The sequence below is a fragment of the Chryseobacterium sp. CS3K3.1 genome (genome assembly GCF_059515165.1).
This window is the reverse complement of record NZ_JCAKRV010000005.1, coordinates 173,588-190,690: the sequence shown is the minus strand read 5'-3', so window position 1 is coordinate 190,690 and position 17,103 is coordinate 173,588. Positions and strand designations below refer to the sequence as shown.

At 37.3% G+C, this 17,103-nt stretch carries 22 protein-coding genes; 13 read left to right on the top strand and 9 right to left on the bottom strand.

Annotation, left to right across the window (positions count from 1 at the left end):
* The first annotated feature begins 161 nt into the window (after positions 1-161).
* From AC5YGI_RS07240 to AC5YGI_RS07220, 5 genes are all read left to right on the top strand, one after another.
* The gene (locus AC5YGI_RS07240) at positions 162-629 is read left to right on the top strand and encodes an OsmC family protein (protein WP_496167895.1); all 468 of its coding nucleotides are present in this window, start codon (positions 162-164) and stop codon (positions 627-629) included.
* Between the two features lie 104 nt (positions 630-733).
* On the top strand, positions 734-1,363 hold the full coding sequence (locus tag AC5YGI_RS07235; protein ID WP_110011656.1) for an NUDIX hydrolase: 630 nt from the start codon (positions 734-736) through the stop codon (positions 1,361-1,363).
* Positions 1,364-1,390: 27 nt separating this feature from the next.
* Complete coding sequence (locus AC5YGI_RS07230) at positions 1,391-2,197, top strand: lysophospholipid acyltransferase family protein (protein ID WP_062675350.1); 807 nt, start codon at positions 1,391-1,393, stop codon at positions 2,195-2,197.
* 16 nt (positions 2,198-2,213) lie between these two features.
* Positions 2,214-2,651, top strand: coding sequence for a hypothetical protein (locus AC5YGI_RS07225; RefSeq protein WP_227943618.1), 438 nt, complete (start codon positions 2,214-2,216; stop codon positions 2,649-2,651).
* Positions 2,652-2,657: 6 nt separating this feature from the next.
* Positions 2,658-3,995, top strand: coding sequence for a UDP-N-acetylmuramate--L-alanine ligase (locus AC5YGI_RS07220; protein WP_330745443.1), 1,338 nt, complete (start codon positions 2,658-2,660; stop codon positions 3,993-3,995).
* A 52-nt stretch (positions 3,996-4,047) separates the two neighbouring features.
* Here AC5YGI_RS07220 and AC5YGI_RS07215 read toward each other — a convergent pair whose 3' ends face one another.
* The 4 genes from AC5YGI_RS07215 to AC5YGI_RS07200 form a co-directional block, all read right to left on the bottom strand.
* A complete protein-coding gene (locus tag AC5YGI_RS07215; protein WP_496167893.1) occupies positions 4,048-4,359 on the bottom strand; it encodes a hypothetical protein in 312 nt (103 codons plus the stop codon).
* A gap of 4 nt (positions 4,360-4,363) precedes the next feature.
* Positions 4,364-4,648, bottom strand: a complete 285-nt coding sequence (locus AC5YGI_RS07210) for a hypothetical protein (RefSeq protein ID WP_496167892.1) — start codon at positions 4,646-4,648, stop codon at positions 4,364-4,366.
* A gap of 74 nt (positions 4,649-4,722) precedes the next feature.
* Positions 4,723-5,781: an NAD(P)H-dependent flavin oxidoreductase gene (locus AC5YGI_RS07205; RefSeq protein WP_496167891.1), complete on the bottom strand. Its 1,059-nt coding sequence runs from the start codon at positions 5,779-5,781 to the stop codon at positions 4,723-4,725.
* Positions 5,782-5,950: 169 nt separating this feature from the next.
* A complete protein-coding gene (locus AC5YGI_RS07200) occupies positions 5,951-6,826 on the bottom strand; it encodes an aldo/keto reductase (RefSeq protein WP_496167890.1) in 876 nt (291 codons plus the stop codon).
* 448 nt (positions 6,827-7,274) lie between these two features.
* Between AC5YGI_RS07200 and AC5YGI_RS07195 the strand changes: the two genes are divergently transcribed.
* Both AC5YGI_RS07195 and AC5YGI_RS07190 read left to right on the top strand, forming a co-directional pair.
* The gene (locus tag AC5YGI_RS07195) at positions 7,275-7,709 is read left to right on the top strand and encodes a GNAT family N-acetyltransferase (protein WP_330745440.1); all 435 of its coding nucleotides are present in this window, start codon (positions 7,275-7,277) and stop codon (positions 7,707-7,709) included.
* A complete protein-coding gene (locus AC5YGI_RS07190) occupies positions 7,709-8,176 on the top strand; it encodes a GNAT family N-acetyltransferase (protein ID WP_496167889.1) in 468 nt (155 codons plus the stop codon). The genes AC5YGI_RS07195 and AC5YGI_RS07190 overlap by 1 nt, the downstream gene beginning before the upstream one ends.
* Here the strand turns inward: AC5YGI_RS07190 and AC5YGI_RS07185 are convergent.
* On the bottom strand, positions 8,153-9,049 hold the full coding sequence (locus tag AC5YGI_RS07185) for a LysR family transcriptional regulator (RefSeq protein WP_110010919.1): 897 nt from the start codon (positions 9,047-9,049) through the stop codon (positions 8,153-8,155). The two genes, AC5YGI_RS07190 and AC5YGI_RS07185, sit on opposite strands and share 24 nt — an antisense overlap.
* Before the next feature lie 40 nt (positions 9,050-9,089).
* Positions 9,090-9,836: a metallophosphoesterase family protein gene (locus AC5YGI_RS07180; protein WP_496167888.1), complete on the bottom strand. Its 747-nt coding sequence runs from the start codon at positions 9,834-9,836 to the stop codon at positions 9,090-9,092.
* Between the two features lie 323 nt (positions 9,837-10,159).
* Between AC5YGI_RS07180 and AC5YGI_RS07175 the strand changes: the two genes are divergently transcribed.
* The 6 genes from AC5YGI_RS07175 (at position 10,160) to AC5YGI_RS07150 (ending at position 15,069) form a co-directional block, all read left to right on the top strand.
* Positions 10,160-10,777 carry an NAD(P)H-dependent oxidoreductase gene (locus AC5YGI_RS07175; protein ID WP_496167887.1) on the top strand — a complete coding sequence of 206 codons (618 nt, stop codon included), beginning with the start codon at positions 10,160-10,162 and terminating at the stop codon, positions 10,775-10,777.
* Positions 10,774-11,658: an NAD-dependent epimerase/dehydratase family protein gene (locus AC5YGI_RS07170; RefSeq protein ID WP_330745437.1), complete on the top strand. Its 885-nt coding sequence runs from the start codon at positions 10,774-10,776 to the stop codon at positions 11,656-11,658. The genes AC5YGI_RS07175 and AC5YGI_RS07170 overlap by 4 nt, the downstream gene beginning before the upstream one ends.
* A gap of 2 nt (positions 11,659-11,660) precedes the next feature.
* Positions 11,661-11,948, top strand: a complete 288-nt coding sequence (locus AC5YGI_RS07165; protein ID WP_454512114.1) for a putative quinol monooxygenase — start codon at positions 11,661-11,663, stop codon at positions 11,946-11,948.
* Between the two features lie 2 nt (positions 11,949-11,950).
* Complete coding sequence (locus AC5YGI_RS07160) at positions 11,951-12,703, top strand: type 1 glutamine amidotransferase domain-containing protein (protein ID WP_496167886.1); 753 nt, start codon at positions 11,951-11,953, stop codon at positions 12,701-12,703.
* Positions 12,704-12,929: 226 nt separating this feature from the next.
* Positions 12,930-13,913, top strand: a complete 984-nt coding sequence (locus AC5YGI_RS07155) for an aldo/keto reductase (protein WP_496167884.1) — start codon at positions 12,930-12,932, stop codon at positions 13,911-13,913.
* A 187-nt stretch (positions 13,914-14,100) separates the two neighbouring features.
* Positions 14,101-15,069 (top strand): cyclase family protein, encoded by a 969-nt coding sequence (locus tag AC5YGI_RS07150; protein ID WP_496167883.1) that lies wholly within the window; start codon positions 14,101-14,103, stop codon positions 15,067-15,069.
* Positions 15,070-15,555: 486 nt separating this feature from the next.
* Here the strand turns inward: AC5YGI_RS07150 and AC5YGI_RS07145 are convergent, their stop codons facing one another.
* From AC5YGI_RS07145 to AC5YGI_RS07135, 3 genes are all read right to left on the bottom strand, one after another.
* Positions 15,556-15,999 (bottom strand): carboxymuconolactone decarboxylase family protein, encoded by a 444-nt coding sequence (locus AC5YGI_RS07145; RefSeq protein WP_496167882.1) that lies wholly within the window; start codon positions 15,997-15,999, stop codon positions 15,556-15,558.
* Positions 16,000-16,007: 8 nt separating this feature from the next.
* Positions 16,008-16,439: a DoxX family membrane protein gene (locus AC5YGI_RS07140; protein ID WP_330745432.1), complete on the bottom strand. Its 432-nt coding sequence runs from the start codon at positions 16,437-16,439 to the stop codon at positions 16,008-16,010.
* A gap of 63 nt (positions 16,440-16,502) precedes the next feature.
* Positions 16,503-17,075, bottom strand: a complete 573-nt coding sequence (locus tag AC5YGI_RS07135; RefSeq protein ID WP_330745431.1) for a Crp/Fnr family transcriptional regulator — start codon at positions 17,073-17,075, stop codon at positions 16,503-16,505.
* Positions 17,076-17,103 lie beyond the last annotated feature (28 nt).

The following is a 17,103-nucleotide window of genomic DNA, read 5'->3' as shown; positions in this document are numbered from 1 at the left end:
CCAATAGATGTTTTTTGTTTATGTAGGCTGGGCTAAAGCCCACCCCTATTGAATTTTAACAACAAAATCTTTTATCTTTTATCTTTTATCTTTTATCTTTTATCTTTTATCTTTTATCTTTTATCTTTTATCTTTTATCTTTTATCTTTTATCTTTAAAATATGAAAAACCACCATTACAAAATCACCATCCAATGGACGGGAAATCAGGGATCAGGAACCAGCGGTTACAGAGATTATGAGAGAAGCCACACTATTTCAGCAGAAAACAAAGTCGTGATTGAAGGATCATCTGATCCGGCATTCCGTGGCGACCGGACAAAATATAATCCTGAAGAAATGTTTTTATCTTCACTTTCCTCCTGTCACATGCTTTGGTATCTTCATTTCTGTTCTGAAGCAGGCATTATTGTTACAGATTACACTGACGAGGCAACGGGCATCATGGCAGAGACAGCCGGTGGCAGCGGCCATTTCACAGAAGTAACTTTGCATCCAAAGGTAACTGTCGCCACAGAATTTATGAAAGAAAAAGCAGAACAGCTTCATCATAAAGCCAGCGAATATTGTTTCATTGCCAATTCCGTCAATTTTCCGGTACAACATCTCCCTGTTATTTCAGTTAAATAATTACCCTGTCACATTAAGGGTTTAAAGCTTTAAATCCTGATATTTCACAGGTTAATTAATGTTAAGGCATTTATTTCTTCGAGATATATTGCTAAATTTGAGCTATGGAAAATTTTGGAAAAGATTTATTGAGAAAAATAAAAAGCGTGGAACTTCCCGGTGAGCACGCCCATGGAGTATTTTCACCTCCCTACCGCCCCGTTTTTACGTATGATGAAGTATTGTCAAAGAATCCCAAATTTGCGGCGGTTAATATTGTTTTATATCTGAAAGACAACGAGTGGTATTTTCCATTGATCCAAAGGACGATTAATGAACACGACAGACACAGCGGACAGATATCTCTGCCCGGAGGAAAGCGTGAGGAAATGGACAGGGATTTTGCTGAAACGGCAGTTCGGGAAACCTCCGAAGAAATAGGAATAGATAAACATTATGTAAGAATCATCAGAGAAATGTCTCCGATTTATATTCCACCAAGCAATTTTTATGTTTATCCCTATATTTCTTATACAATAAAGAATCCTGCTTTCGTTCTTCAACAGACGGAAGCTGTGGAAACCATAGAATTTCCGATCACTTCCTTTTTAAACCTGTCGGACACCCCGGAAATCATGGCTCTGCCGAGTGCAGGCGGACATGAAGTGCCCGTGATTAATTTCAACGGATACATTATCTGGGGAGCTACAGCGATGATATTAAGTGAATTCAGTCAGTTGCTGAAAAAAATGTAACTTTGCACTACCGTGTTTAATTGAGAGATGGCGAAGAAAAATATTTTCACCGATGCATTCGGAACTCCTTATTTTTTGAAAAGGTTTATTATTTTTATTTTAGGAATTGTATCTTACAGAAGATTCAATGGCTTTAATAAGTTAAAAATAACCGGTACAGAACACCTTGTGGATCTTCCGGACTCTAACGTACTGTTTGTATCCAACCATCAGACCTATTTTGCAGATGTGGCGGCCATGTACCATGCCTTCTGTGCTGTGAACAACGGATATCTCAATACAATAAAAAACCCGATCTATCTTTTGAATCCGAAGATCGATTTTTACTATGTGGCAGCAGAGGAAACCATGAACAAAGGTATTCTTCCCAAAATTTTCAAAATTGCAGGAGCTGTAACGGTAAAAAGAACATGGAGATCTGAAGGGAAAAATGTCAACAGAATGGTAGACATGAGCGAGGTAGATAATATTATGAAAGCATTGGACAATGGTTGGGTAGCTACTTTCCCTCAAGGAACTACATCGGCTTTTGCACAGGGACGAAGAGGAACTGCCAAACTGGTAAAAAACCAGCGTCCTATTGTAATTCCAATCAAAATAAACGGATTCAGAAGAGCTTTTGATAAAAAAGGACTCCGCGTAAAGGTAACCGGTGTAAAACCTACGATGGAATTCAAAGCTCCTTTGGATATTGATTATGATAATGAAAAAGCACCGGAAATTTTATTGAAAATTATGACTGCCATTGAGCAGACAGAAGATTTCAATCTATTACACAGTTATGATGAAGAACTTAAAGCTAAAAAATTAGAACAAAAGGACTCAAATAATTAAAGTAAATAGAAAAATTATGAAAAAAATACTTGGAATATTATTCGCAATCATAGTATTAGTTTCATGCAACAGCCAGAAAGTATATTCGGATTTTGATATCAGTTATTCGAAAAGCGGAGGCTTTGCTCCTGTATATGAAAATCTTCTGATCAAAGGGAATAATGTACACTACTCTTTTGAAGGCCAGGGAAAAAAATATAAACAGGATTTTAAAATTTCAGATGAAGATTTAAAGAAACTGGATCAGGTTCTTTCTCAGAATAATTTCAGAAGAATACAGGAAGACCGTAAAAAATTGTACGACAATATTTCAACGTCCATCAATGTCAAGAAAGGTCCCAATGAAGGTAGTAAATCGGATGCGAGTATGATCATTCCGAATTATCAGACCAACTGGAACAATATTCTTGAAGCTTTCCAGCAGATCATTAATATTAATGTTAAAAAACAGTAAATACAATTGAAAACCCACTTCATTGCCATTGGCGGAAGCGCCATGCATAATCTCGCCATCGCATTAAAAGACAAAGGATATCAGGTAACAGGTTCTGATGATGCTATTTTTGAGCCTTCAAAAACCCGTTTGGAAAAGAAAGGAATTCTGCCTCAGGAAATGGGCTGGTTCCCGGAAAAGATTACTCCGGATATTGATGCTGTTATTCTCGGGATGCATGCCCACCAGGATAATCCTGAGCTGGCAAGAGCAAAAGAACTGGGCCTGAAAATATATTCTTACCCTGAATTCCTGTACGAACAGTCTAAAAACAAGACAAGAGTTGTTATTGCAGGATCACATGGTAAAACAACCATTACGTCAATGATTCTCCACGTTTTGAATTTCCATCAGAAAGATGTGGACTTCATGGTAGGTGCACAGCTTGAAGGTTTCGACTGTATGGTAAAACTGACTCAGGATAATGATTTCATGGTACTGGAAGGTGACGAATATCTTTCCTCTCCTATTGATCTTCGTTCGAAATTTTTACTGTATCAGCCGAATATCGCTTTAATGAGCGGCATTGCATGGGATCATATCAATGTATTCAAAACATTTGATGATTATATCGAGCAGTTCAGAAAGTTTGTAGCAAGCATTACGGCAGGCGGAGTTCTTGTGTATAATGAAGAAGATCCGGAAGTAGTGAAAGTAGTGGAAAATGCTGAAAATTATTTCAGAAAAATCCCTTACAAAACTCCTGAATACGAAATCAATAATGGTAAAGTATATTTAAAAACTGAAATGGGAGATGTTCCGCTTTCTGTTTTTGGAGCACACAACCTGCTGAACCTTGAAGGAGCAAGACATATCTGCCAGCAGTTGGGAATTATGGATGAAGATTTCTATGAGGCAATCATGAGCTTCAAAGGAGCATCCAAACGTCTTGAAAAAGTGGAAAGAGAAGATAAGGGAATCCTTTACAAAGATTTTGCCCATGCACCAAGTAAGGTAAAGGCTGCTGTAAAAGCTTTTGCTGAGCAATTTAAAAATAATAAGAAATACGGATTCCTGGAACTTCATACGTATTCCAGTCTGAATCCGGCTTTCCTTGAGCAATATGATCATGCAATGGACGGCCTAGAGGAGGCTGTAGTTTTCTATTCTGAAGATGCCTTGAAGATCAAGAGAATGGAACCTATCTCTCCTGAATTTATCAAAGAAAAATTCAGAAATGAAAAATTAAGGGTTTTCACCAATGCTGAAGATCTTCATGCCTACTGGAATACATTGGATAAAACAGATGGTGTTTATCTCATGATGAGTTCCGGAAATTTTGGAGGCCTCGATCTAACAAAATAAATACAAAAGCTTCAGATTATATTTCTGAAGCTTTTTTTATGGTAGTTTAGTTTTAATCAATCAACTTTTTATTATTGGTAAGTTCAATACTTTTTATGGACCCTACCGGTGCTATTTTTATCGTTTTATTTCCTTTGGCCAGATAAATATAATACATACTGTTGGATCCTATCAGATGTACCTGTTCAGAGCTTTCATTATCATAGTTTAATTTATAGTCATATTTAAGCTTATTATCCTTGATCTTCCTGGTGAGCCCAAGACCTTCCCCCCATCCTATTCCTACAAAGAAAGACAATAACATCATGGCAAGAAATCTCACAAACATATTGGTAAAATGATTCTCAATAGCTTCTTTACTCATGTTTTCATGTTCTTTGAGAGATGGCCCAACGTTTATTTTTATTGGCTTGTTTTGATAAAAAAGAGGGAAAAGCAAATGAAAATACAACAACCCCAATCAGGGCAATCAATATAATAGGATGAGCTGTTAAAGTAGCAATCGGACTTATCAGAATGTCCATGATTGTTGAATACTTGAGAATATTGATATTGATCTGATAGTAGAATACACTTTCTTTTAGTATTCCCATTATGACGAGAAAAAGATATCCGAATGGAAGTGATCTCTGAATTCCTTCTGAATATTTCATGGATATATTGGCTGGTTTTAGTTTTTATATTTCACGAAAATAGAAAATTACCAGCCAATGGAAAACATATGGATCTACATTTCACATTCTTTGATCAGTTTCTTTAAAATTTCCTCTGTAGACTGTTCGCTGTACCGGTGAATGGACTGTCCCGCCCAGATTCCTGTAAACTCTGGATTTTGCAGAGCTTTAGCTGCTTTTCGTAAGGCATTGGTCAGTTTGTTCTGATAAGGATATGGTAAAATATATTCTGAATTTTCAACCGTTTCTATAAATTTGTTTTTCAATCCTCTTGCATACCGCCCGGAAAAGCTCTTCGTGAGAATAATTTCTTCTTCTTTTACCCTTTTCAATCTTTCTTTTTCAAAAGGCAAAAGAGCACTTTCCTGAGAAGCCAGCAAAAGATTACCCACCTGAAAACCCTGGGCACCTAAGTCTTTAACGGCTTGTAATGTTTTTGCTCCATAAATTCCTCCCGCATAGATCAAAGAAACATTTACGTGATCGTAGATCTGTGACAATAAAGATAATCCTCCGATCTGAGGAATGTTTTCAGCTTCAAAACTACCTCTGTGGCCACCAGCTTCTATTCCCTGAACACAAATAATATCAATACCGGATTTTTCAAGCAACAAAGCTTCCTTCACAGAAGTACAGGTTCCGATAAGAGTCACTCCGTTTTCATGTAATTTCTGAATACTTTTATCATCAAGATTTCCGAATGTAAAGCTTACAATTTTACATCCTTCTTCAATAATGGCATCAACCTGTTCATGATAGCTGTTGACACTGATTTCTTCAAGATCCGGAAGGTGTACTTCAATACTATTGTTTTTGGCCAGTTCTTCAATAAACTGCTTGGTTTTGCTATATTTTTCTTTTAAATCGTCCGTCACTTCAGGAATGTGATGGACAAATATATTGGCAGCAAACGGCTTATCAGTCAGTTTTTTTGTTTCCCTGATCAATTCCACAGACTGGTGTGCCGAAAGATCAGCCAGTGCCAGTGATCCCAGACAGCCTGCTTTTGCAGCGGCAACAGCCATTTGTACAGTACTTACCCCAAACATCGGAGCCTGAATAAGAGGATATTGTATTCCTAGTTTTTTACTGATTGCATCGGGCCAGAACATAAAAAATTATTTTAATTAAAAGGTACAAAAAATAAGAACACCTCATTTTCAACAGGATATGATATTCCTCACCCTGAATGAAAATACAATTCCCACAGATCACACGGATGCCACAGATCGTAATCTGAACTAGTGAAAACTGCGGGAATATTTTGATTCTTTATTTTTATTAAATATCTGCTACAGAATTTAGCATTTTTTGTTCCCATTCAGGATCTTTAGGATCAAAGAACAATCTTTTTCCAGTATCTAAAGAACGGACAACATTCATTTCATCTTCTGTCAGCTCAAAATCAAATACGTTAAAGTTTTCTTCAATTCTTGATGGTGTCACAGATTTTGGAATCACAACGAAACCTTCCTGAAGGTGCCATCTCAAGATTACCTGAGCTACTGTTTTACCATATTTTTCGGCAATAGCTTTCAGTTCAGGATTGCTTAAAAGATTAGCGTTACCATTTCCCAGCGGGCTCCATGGCTGTGTGATGATATTATTTTCTCTGTCATACACCTGCAGTTCTTTCTGCTGAAATACAGGATGCAGCTCAATCTGATTGATAACCGGTAAAACAGTTGAATTTACTTTTAATTCTTCAAGTTTTTCGACGGTAAAATTACATACTCCAATTGCTTTGATCTTCCCCTCCTGATAAAGCTCTTCCAAAGCTTTCCATGTTTCCAGAAAATCTCCATACGGCCAGTGGATAAGATACATATCAAGATAATCCATCTGTAATCTGTCCAATGTTCTCTGAAAAGCGCTTTTCGCCTTTTCGTATCCATGATCCTGAACCCATACTTTGGAGGTGATAAACAGTTCGTCTCTGTTTACACCACTATTTTTTACGGCTGTACCTACTGCAGTTTCATTCTGATAAATAGCAGCGGTATCGATCATTCTATATCCTGTCTGAATAGCTTTGATTACTGCATTTTCACATTCTTTCAGATCTTCCATCTGCCATACTCCAAATCCTAAGGCCGGAATATCCACTCCGTTATTTAATGTTACCACAGGTTGTCCTGTATAGGTTTTCTTTTGCATAAATCTTTATTTTAATGATTAATATAAAGTGATAAACAAATTTGCAATAAAAAATTGAAAATTCTGCCTACCATTTTTACTGTTTTTCTTCTAAGAAAGGTATTTTATTAGCCCCAGAATAGGTTAGAAAATGTAAAGGTGTAAAGTTGTTTATTTTGATTAATCAATTTTATCGAAGATAAAATCTTTGCGTCTTATCTATTACGTCTTTAGAAAGATTTCTTGCGTCTTTGCGTTAACCAAAACATTATATACCGAATTTTTAACTACCCCGTCTTTTTGCTTTGCAAAAATCCACCCCTTCAGAGAAGGGGAATAAGTGGTCGATAAAACCAATCGTGCACACTTCTAACTTCCATCACCCATCTTCCAGCCTCTAGCCTCAAAATTCACCCTTCTCCTCGCATCTCCCCTCTATTTTCCCTATTTTTGCTTAAAATTTAAAATCATGGCACAACATATCAGATTGGCTACAGCAGAGGATTATCCGAGAATTATGGAAATATGGGAATCAGCAGTAAAAGCAACTCACGATTTTCTTGCTGAAGAGGATTTCAATTATTTTAAAGAAGTCATTCCAAGAGACTATCTTCCTCATCTGGAAGTCTATTTAATTACTGAAGATCATGAAACTAAAGGATTTGCTTCCGTAGCAGAAGGTAATCTGGAAATGCTTTTTATTCATAATGACACGCGTGGAAAAGGTTATGGAAAAAAACTCTATCAGTTTATGAAAGAAAAAACCGGACTGACGAAAGTAGATGTCAATGAACAAAACCCTCAGGCTATCGGTTTTTATGAAAAAATGGGTTTCAAAAAAGTCGGAAGATCTGAAAAAGATGGTTCAGGAAAAGATTATCCACTTATTCATATGAGTCTGTAATGGAAGATTTCACTTTTCATCAATTAAATTCCGATTCGGAAATTCCCTATCATCTCCTGTTATTGGCGGATGAAACCAAGGAAGCGATTAATCAATATATTTTCAATTCCGATATTTATCTTTTGCATAGCGGTACTGAAAACATTGCAGTGATGGCATTGTACAGAAAAAGTGATACCGAACTGGAAATAAAAAATGTCGCTGTCATTGAAAGCCACAGAAGCAAAGGAATCGGAAGTATCCTGATGAACAAGGCTAAAGAAATTGCCAAAGAAAACCACTATAAAATACTGACTGTCGGAACCTCGGATACGGGATTCCAACAGATCAGATTTTATGAGAAAAACGGATTCATCAGAAGTGGAATGCTGAAAGACTTTTTTATTAAAAATTATCCTGATCCAATCTATGAAAATGATTTACAGATGCGCGATATGGTTGTCTTAAGCCATCACCTGGCGGAATAAACCTTTAATATGCTCTATTTCAGTCTGGTAATTGGTTTTCTTACGACATCCGAAATACAGTGTGTTTTCCAGTTTCTTTTTTCCTTCCCAGATCAGCTGTACTTCACCGCTTTCGATATCATTTCTGCATAAAAAATCTGGTACAACGGCGAGTCCTGTTCCTCCCTTCAGACAGCGGATAATTGAATTCAGGTTGGGAACGATATAATTGGGACGGAAATTCGGTTTATGACCAAAATTTAAGGTCCAGAACTGGAAAAGGTGTTCCATATCTCCCGTGGTTCCGTACCATTTTTCATTCTTCAGCCACTCTTCAATCTGCTCTGCATCTTTTGTTTTCAACACTTTATTGAAAGCTGCTTTATCTACATCTTTCCCCCCAACCAGAATAATTTGTTCCGAAGAGAAGGCTTCATGCTCGATATTGGGTGAAGACCCTTTTTTAGGAGTGATGATAAGATCGAGAATTCCTTTATCCAATTGATCCAGCATTTCAGGATATTCTCCAAAACTGATGATCAGATTAAAAGGTAATGAAGAAACATATTGCTCCAGAGTAGTCTGAAAAGTTTCAAAACACATCCCTACACTGATGGTAGGCGTATGTTTCTCTGTGGACTTCTGAAAATTCTTTTCTACATCTTCCAGCTTAGTGAGTGGTTCAGCAACTGCATTAAACAATACTTTACCACGCTCTGTCGGGATCATTTTTCTACCGGTCCTGTCAAACAGCTTGTATCCTACATAAGCTTCCAGTGAACTCAAGTGAAGGCTTACTCCCGGCTGTGATATGAATAAGGCATCCGCTGCACCCGTCAATGTCCCGGTTTTATAGATCGCCTTAAAAGTACGATACCATTCTAAATTAACCATGACTTAATTATTAATATTATAATGCAAAGTTACAAAATAATTATAATATTAATACGTTTTCATTCTTCAGAAACGAAGCATAATAATCCGGAATCCCGCTTTCATGTATCTGGCGGACAGTCTCATCAATCGGATAAGGCAGCTGTATAATTTCAGGGGTGAGTTTTTCTTCATCCAAAGTCAGTATCAGATAAGAAGCCAGTCTGTTTTCTTCTTTGGAGCGGCCTACAGAACCGCAATTTACGGCCCATGTATTATTTTCATACTGTTTTTTAAATGATAAATGAGTGTGCCCCATCACTATGAGATGAGCATTCGCGTTCTTCAGCATTGATGTGAAAACCTCATCATTTTCTGATTCATACAAATAAGTATCATTGCTTTGAAGACTGGAATGAACCAGCTGGATGTTCCAGTGCTTTTTACCTGTTTTGTAATTTAATTTTAAATGAAAAGGCAACCCGGAAAGAAATTTTTTGTTTGATTCTGTAGTATGTTTTTTAGAATGATCTATCGCAATGAATCTGGCATTCGTCTCTTCTTCAGAATGTTTGGATAAAGGAACAACAGGAATATCAAAGGCAATTCTTTCATCATGGTTTCCCATCAGACAGGGAATGTTTAGACTTCTTATTTTTTCTATTACTTCATTTCCCCAGGGCGCAAAATCTACCAGATCTCCCAGGCAGAATTTCTGGCTTATTCCCCTCTGCTCAATATCCTTTAACACCACTTCCAGTGCAGGAAGATTTCCATGCACATCACTAAAAACAGCTATCTGTATCATTGTCCTTCAATTTGTTAGACAAATTTACCTGTCGGAAAATAATTCCGGTTCAGAGATGGTATGATATTTTACCATGAAATGGGAAATTGTCAATCCTCAATTGTGTTGCGCAAAGTCAATAGTGAAAGATTAGCTGCTGGTTAAAATAACCTCGAAACCCATAACCCATAACCCATAACCCATAACCCGCAACCCGAACCTCATAACCCGAATCAAAAAAACAAACTATCATAAAAATAATAACATTCTATAATTTATATTATTTTTATTATACATACATCCGTTATAACTTTGCAGAGTAAAATTTAAACAATCATAAAAAAATGAAAAAAGTACTAATCATCAACGGAGGACAGAATTTCGGACATTCCGGAGGAAAATATAATCAGACTATCGCAGACAATACATTAGCCGTTCTTAAAGAATTTGAAAATGTAGAAGTAAAGATAACCAATGTAAGTGAAAATTATGACAAACATGAAGAAGTGCAGAAGTTTGTCTGGGCAGATTACATCATTTACCACACTCCTATCTGGTGGTTCCAGCTTCCGAACGGATTGAAAAAATATATTGACGAAGTCTTCACTGCCGGTCATGCAAAAGGAATTTATATGAGCGACGGAAGAAAGGCTGAGAATCCGGAAATCAACTATGGTACAGGAGGAATGCTTGGAGGGAGAAAATATATGTTAACAACAAGCTGGAATGCTCCTGCAACTGCTTTCACTCTTCCCGGAGAATTCTTTAATGAAAAAAGCGTGGACGAAGGTCCTTTATTTGGGTTCCACAGAATGAATGCCTTTGTTTCTATGGAAAAAATGGAGAGCTTCCACTTCCACGATGTGGAGAAAAACGCCAATATTGAACGCGATATGAAGCTTTACAGAGAACATGTGAGAAATGTTTTTGAAAAAGAATTAAAACCTGAACTGGTATCATGAAAAAAATACTGATCACAGGTATTACCGGCTATATAGGCGGAACTATCGCAAAAAAACTCCTTGACAGGAATTATGAAGTGACAGGACTGGTTCGTAATGAAACCCATGTACAGGAACTGGAGTCATTAGGAATCAAAACCATTGTGGGAAATATTCATGATGAAGATCTTATCAGAACAGCGGTTTCTGATATTGATGCTGTGATCCATAACGCAGATTCAGCAGATGATGCGTATGCAGCAGATAACTTTATCAAAGCACTGGAAGGAAGTCAGAAAACGTTTATATTCACTTCAGGGTCTGCCATTTTTGGAGGAAAGGAGAATGGCCAAAAAAGTGACTTTATCTTCAGAGAAGATTTCCCTTTGCAGCCAAGACTGGAAATGGCATCAAGGGTATTGATCAACAATTACGTTCTGCAATCTGCCAGCAAAGGCATACGAAGTATTGTAATTGTTCCTACCATGGTTTACGGAGAAGGTTTAGGAATTAAAAAAGACAGCATTCAGGTTCCGGCTCTTATCAACTTTTCTAAGGAGAAAGGACATGGAGTATATTTTGGTGAAGGCGAAAATATCTGGTCCAATTTACATATTGAAGATCTCGCAGACCTGTATGTACTCGCATTGGAAAAAGCAAAAGGAGGCTCTATCTATTATGCAGAAAACGGTTCATCTTCTCTGAAAAACATTGCAGAAAATATCAGTAAAAAATATAACTTACAATCAGCTAAATCATTAAGCATACAGGATGCGGTTGACAGATTTGGTCCTGCAGGAGGTTATTTCGGTTTTGCATCCAACAGCAGATGCAGTTCAGATAAAGCCAAAGCAGAACTGGATTGGAAACCTATCTATAACTCTATTGAAAATTTTATTTAATTATGAAAATTCATCTTACAGCCATTATAAAATCCAAGAAGGAACATCAGGCAGAAGTACTGGAAGTTCTTCAGAATATGGTAAAAGAAACAAGAAAAGAAGAAGCTTGCGAGCTTTACAGCCTTCACCAGGGAATTGAAGACAAAAATGAATTTGTTTTCTATGAAATCTGGAAAAGTAAAGAAGGACTGGATCAGCACAATCAGCAGCCTTATATCCAGGCTTTCGGAGCTTTGGTTGAGGAGAAACTTCAGGAAAAACCACAGATTTATACCACCAACCTTATTTAACAATGAAAAAATTAGCGTTTTTAATGCTTGCGGTCTTTACGATAGGATTCGTACAGGCACAAACCAAAAAATCAAAGAATATGAAAAAGAAAATATTATTCGTCGTTACCAGTCATGACAAAAAAGGCAGTACAGGTGAAGATACAGGATATTATCTGGGTGAAGTTTCTCATCCGTGGGAAGTTCTTCACAAGGCAGGATATGAAATAGACTTTGTAAGTCCGAAAGGCGGAACTCCTCCTGTAGACGGCTTCGATTTGAAAGATCCTGTCAACAAAGAATTCTGGGAGAACAAGGAATATAAAAACAAGATTGATCACTCAATGACTCCGTCACAGGTGAATCCAAAAGAATACTCAACCATCTTTTATGCAGGAGGACACGGAGCAATGTGGGATTTTGCAGACAATAAAGAACTGTCAGATATCGCTTCCAAGATTTATGAAAACGGAGGAATTGTAGCCGCTATATGTCATGGCCCTGCAGGTTTGGTAAATATCAAATTGAATAACGGGAAATATCTTGTAGACGGTAAGAAAATCAATGCTTTTACCAATGAAGAGGAATCTGAAGTAAAATTAACCAACATTGTTCCTTTCTTACTGGAAGATAAACTGAAAGAAAGAGGAGCAAAATTTGAAAAATCAGGACTTTGGCAGAATCATGTGGTAACCGATCAGAGAGTGATCACAGGACAGAATCCACAGTCTGCAAAAAGCGTTGGAGAAGCTATCGTAAAAGAATTAAATAAATAACAGACAATTTTTAACCACAAAGTCACAACAGTTTTCAGACACTTAAGTAAAAAAAGATGCTATTCAGAATACAGAGAAGAACACTTAAGTTCTTTTTAAATCCGAAAAGTTCTTAAAAGGGTCACTACTGGAACGGCTAGAATTCCTCTCCTCCGGAGGGGTGGCGAAAATTCAAAGAATTTTTGACGGAGTGGTTTAACACAACAACAATTTTTAAACAAACAAAATGGAATATAGAAAATTAGGAAACATCGATTTGGAATTATCAACCATCACACACGGTGCTTTTGCTATCGGCGGAAATATGTGGGGCGGTAATGAAAAACAGGATTCTATCAATTCTATTCACGCATCATTAGATCATGGTGTAACTTCTATCGACACAGCTCCATTCTATGGTTTCGGACTGAGTGAAGAAATGATCGGTGAAGCGATCAAAGGAAAGGACCGTTCAAAAATCCAGCTTTTGACAAAATTCGGATTGGTATGGGACGGAAGCAATAACGGAAAAGGAGAATTTTTCTTTGATGCAGAAGACGAAGGAAAAACTCTTCCGGTTTATAAGCTGGCTTCAAAAGAAAACATCATCAAAGAAGTTGAAGAGAGTTTAAAAAGATTAGGTACAGATTATATCGACCTTTTACAGCTTCACTGGCCGGACAGCACTACGCCTATCTGCGAAACCATGGAAGCTATGGAACTATTGATCCAGCAGGGGAAAATTCGTGCTGCAGGAGTAAGCAACTACAGTGTGGCTCAGATGGAAGAAGCTAACAGGACTTTAAAGCTTGCCAGCAACCAGGTTTCTTACAGCATGCTGAACCGTGCAATCGAAAATGATCTTGTTCCGTATTCTTTGGAAAACAATTCTGGAATTATCGTGTACAGTCCGATGGAAAGAGGTCTTTTAACCGGTAAATATTTCAAGGAAACCCAATTGAAAGATAACGACCACAGAAACGGATATTTCTCTCAGTTTGATCTGACTAAGGTAAAAACTTTCTTAGAAAAAATTGAGCCTATTGCTCAGGAAAAAGGTGCAAGCCTTTCTCAGCTGGTATTAAGATGGACAACACTGCAACCTGCAATTACAGTAGTATTGGCAGGAGCAAGAAATGCACACCAAGCCATCGAAAACGCAAAGGCAATGTCTATTGACCTTTCACAGGAAGAATTGAACTTCATCAATTCTGCTTTAAGCGAAATTTAATGTAAAGGCAGGAAGATGGAGGATGGAAGTTGGAAGCTATATTAAGTTTCTATTGCACTATTCTGCATATAACAAAAGAGATTCCTCCTAAGTCGGAATGACGATTGAAGTTAAATTGCATTGATTATCCGACGACAATAACTTCCCTCTTCCAGCTTCCTTTCTTTTAACCTCAATCCTTATAAAAATGAAAAATAATCTGATCAAAATGTTCGGGTTAGCCACTCTATTGACTATCAACAACATTAGTTTAAAGGCACAGACACTTGTCAATCCGGAAGATCAATCATGGTATCCTTCGGCTTACGGTTCGAAAGATGAGATCGGAGCAGCCAATCTGTTAACACCGGAAGTTGTAAAACAGGCTCTGGGACTTGTAAAACAAGGTAAAACCTTAGCGCTTGCCGTTCCTATTGATAAAAACCTGCCTGCTTTCAGACACAGAAGTTTTAATTTATACAATATCCAGCCCGGAGAACAGGGCGGAAAAAGTATTGGCCCTAATAAATTTACTTTCAATGACGAACTGGTGAACGGATGGACCGGAGTTGGAACACAACTGAACGGTATCGGACACATTGGTATTGACAACACTTACTATAACGGAAACAAGGCAACAGATTTCGTAACCGTAGAAGGCGTAAAAAAACTGGGTGTTGAAAAAGTACCTCCTTTCGTTACCCGCGGTGTCGTGCTTGATATGACAGCTCATTACGGAAAATCTATTGTACCCGGAGGAACAGAATTTACTGTAGAAGACATCAGATCTGTTTTAAAGAAACAAGGCCTTGCCCTGAGAAAAGGTGATATTGTTCTTTTCAATACCGGATGGCTTGAATTGATCGGTAAAAACAATCAGCAATTTCTGGAAACAGAACCCGGAATCGGTATGGATGCCGCAAAATGGCTTGCCGATCAGGGAATCGTAGCTTTTGGCGGCGACACCTGGGCTTCCGAAGTCTATCCTAACCCGAAAAGTAAGGAAGAATTTCCCATCAACCAGTTTATGCTGGCTAAAAAAGGAATTTATAACCTGGAGCTGATTGACAGCCGTCCATTGGTGAAACAAAAAATCTGGGAATTTCTATTTGTGCTGGGACAGCCTTTATATGTAGGTTCTACTCAGGTGAATGTGAATCCTGTAGCTATTTATTAAATTAAATGTTTACAGTATGAGGCTATTTAAACTTTTATATTCATTGCTTTAACCACAAAAGGCACAAAAGTTTTAAACACTTAAGTTTTTTCAGAACCAGGTCTTATGCATAATAAGTACACCTAAGTTTTGTGAAAATCTTTGATTTTCATCTTGTGTGAACTTTTCTGCAGTATCATTTTATACTTACTTAAGTGAGCTCAAGTGTTCTAAAATAAAACCTTTTGTGACCTTTGTGGTTGGATAAAATTCAAACAATTTTTATATCCGAGAAACGGGGAGATAATGTAATTCCGGTTTAAAAAATAAAATGAACCAAAGAATTTATTTTAGAATTAATACCCAAACTGTGTAACATTGCCACTTTGAATTTTACATTAAAACGGCCTTTCAGTTTTTGAAAGGCCGTTTTTATAAAAAGTAAACATCCGTAATTACGCAGTCTTCATCAACTTCCATCTTCCATCACCCAACTTCCTGACTCCGTTATTTTGCAATTGGAATATGCGTGCTCACTGCAATTCTGTTCCAGACATTGATGGTAATAATCGCCATAATGATCTGAGCGATCTGGTGATCATCAAAGAATTTTTTCGCCTTCTGGAAAGTTTCTTCTGTTAATCCGTTTTGACTGATCAGTGTAATTTCCTCAGTCATTGCCAAAAGTACCTGCTCTTCTTCAGTGAAAAATTCTTTTGCCTCTGTCCATCCGTTCAGAATAAAGATTCTTTGAGGATTTTCACCGTATTTGATGGCATCTTTGGTGTGCATATCAAGGCAGAACGCACATTTATTGATCTGTGAGGCCCTGATTTTAATTAATTCCTTCTGAATATGGGTTAAAGAAGTGGTCTGTAAGTATGCTTCTAATCCCATCATTGCTTTGTAAGCTGCTGAATCTACTGTTGCAATATTTAATCTTGCGCTCATAATATGTATTATTTTTTGGTTAATTGATCTATACTTAAAGAATAATGCTGCTGTACCGCCAGTAAAAGAGCAGCTGCACTTCCCACCCATACAGAATAGTTTAGTGGGGCTTTCGGACCTGATGCAATGGTCATAGAGATGGCAAAAATTAACAGCAGTGCACTGCTTCCATAGGCTGCAAATTTTGTTTTAAATCCAAAAATGAGCATCAAAGGAAAAAGAATTTCTAAAAAGGTTGCAGTATACGCTGAAACCGTACTTAAAGCTTCCGGAAGAAAAAAGGTAAGCTGTCTTGTGTATTCTTTAAAACGCTCCATGTTTCCCCATGAAGAATTTTCTTTACTCCACCATCCGAACCGGTCTGCCACCGCAGAAAGCATTGTAACGGCGAGAGCCAGTCTTAAAAAAAGTTGAGGAAATTGATTTTTTTGATCTGTCATTGCATTAGCTTTTAATCACATGACAAATTTCCGGCTTCTGATCCGTAAAAAACTTAAACTGGTTTAAGATCGTAATTTTGCTCTGATTTCACTCAGATATTCCGGAGTAAGATTCAAAAAAGAAGCTATAAGATATTGAGGAATCCTTTGAATAAACCACGGATACAATGTACTGAAATGCATATAAAGCTCTTCTCTGGACATTTCATACAAATAACGGATCCTGCGTTCCGCAGCAGCATATGCCCGCTGGTAGATCATGCGGAAATACCTTTCCATAACAGGATGCTTTTGTAATAATTCTTCCTGACGGTCCAGATCAATCATCAAAACAGAAGAATGTTCCACCGCCTGTATAGAAAAGTTAGTTTGTATCTGCCTTTCGTAAGCAAATGTATCTGTAATCCACCAGTTTTCAATGGCAAACTCCGTTGTCTGCTCTACCCCTTTTTCATTGATAAAGAACTTTCTCAGACATCCTTTCACTACAAAATACATGGTCCGGCAGACTTCACCTTCCAGCACCAGATTTTGCTTCTTTTTTACATCCATTACCTTGAAAAATGATACAATAGAAGTATATTCCTCGTCAGTTACCGTAATAAATTTGTTTAAATGTGATTTGAATAAGTCCATGGTAAGAATTAATACTCAAACTTAACTT

Excerpts from the sequence above, each read along its gene's own strand:
- AC5YGI_RS07240 (WP_496167895.1), top strand. The coding sequence starts at position 162 with ATGAAAAACCACCATTACAAAATCACCATCCAATGGACGGGAAATCAG.
- AC5YGI_RS07235 (WP_110011656.1), top strand. The coding sequence starts at position 734 with ATGGAAAATTTTGGAAAAGATTTATTGAGAAAAATAAAAAGCGTGGAA.
- AC5YGI_RS07230 (WP_062675350.1), top strand. The coding sequence starts at position 1,391 with ATGGCGAAGAAAAATATTTTCACCGATGCATTCGGAACTCCTTATTTT.
- AC5YGI_RS07225 (WP_227943618.1), top strand. The coding sequence starts at position 2,214 with ATGAAAAAAATACTTGGAATATTATTCGCAATCATAGTATTAGTTTCA.
- AC5YGI_RS07215 (WP_496167893.1), bottom strand. The coding sequence starts at position 4,359 with ATGAGTAAAGAAGCTATTGAGAATCATTTTACCAATATGTTTGTGAGA.
- AC5YGI_RS07210 (WP_496167892.1), bottom strand. The coding sequence starts at position 4,648 with ATGAAATATTCAGAAGGAATTCAGAGATCACTTCCATTCGGATATCTT.
- AC5YGI_RS07205 (WP_496167891.1), bottom strand. The coding sequence starts at position 5,781 with ATGTTCTGGCCCGATGCAATCAGTAAAAAACTAGGAATACAATATCCT.
- AC5YGI_RS07200 (WP_496167890.1), bottom strand. The coding sequence starts at position 6,826 with ATGCAAAAGAAAACCTATACAGGACAACCTGTGGTAACATTAAATAAC.
- AC5YGI_RS07195 (WP_330745440.1), top strand. The coding sequence starts at position 7,275 with ATGGCACAACATATCAGATTGGCTACAGCAGAGGATTATCCGAGAATT.
- AC5YGI_RS07190 (WP_496167889.1), top strand. The coding sequence starts at position 7,709 with ATGGAAGATTTCACTTTTCATCAATTAAATTCCGATTCGGAAATTCCC.
- AC5YGI_RS07185 (WP_110010919.1), bottom strand. The coding sequence starts at position 9,049 with ATGGTTAATTTAGAATGGTATCGTACTTTTAAGGCGATCTATAAAACC.
- AC5YGI_RS07180 (WP_496167888.1), bottom strand. The coding sequence starts at position 9,836 with ATGATACAGATAGCTGTTTTTAGTGATGTGCATGGAAATCTTCCTGCA.
- AC5YGI_RS07175 (WP_496167887.1), top strand. The coding sequence starts at position 10,160 with ATGAAAAAAGTACTAATCATCAACGGAGGACAGAATTTCGGACATTCC.
- AC5YGI_RS07170 (WP_330745437.1), top strand. The coding sequence starts at position 10,774 with ATGAAAAAAATACTGATCACAGGTATTACCGGCTATATAGGCGGAACT.
- AC5YGI_RS07165 (WP_454512114.1), top strand. The coding sequence starts at position 11,661 with ATGAAAATTCATCTTACAGCCATTATAAAATCCAAGAAGGAACATCAG.
- AC5YGI_RS07160 (WP_496167886.1), top strand. The coding sequence starts at position 11,951 with ATGAAAAAATTAGCGTTTTTAATGCTTGCGGTCTTTACGATAGGATTC.
- AC5YGI_RS07155 (WP_496167884.1), top strand. The coding sequence starts at position 12,930 with ATGGAATATAGAAAATTAGGAAACATCGATTTGGAATTATCAACCATC.
- AC5YGI_RS07150 (WP_496167883.1), top strand. The coding sequence starts at position 14,101 with ATGAAAAATAATCTGATCAAAATGTTCGGGTTAGCCACTCTATTGACT.
- AC5YGI_RS07145 (WP_496167882.1), bottom strand. The coding sequence starts at position 15,999 with ATGAGCGCAAGATTAAATATTGCAACAGTAGATTCAGCAGCTTACAAA.
- AC5YGI_RS07140 (WP_330745432.1), bottom strand. The coding sequence starts at position 16,439 with ATGACAGATCAAAAAAATCAATTTCCTCAACTTTTTTTAAGACTGGCT.
- AC5YGI_RS07135 (WP_330745431.1), bottom strand. The coding sequence starts at position 17,075 with ATGGACTTATTCAAATCACATTTAAACAAATTTATTACGGTAACTGAC.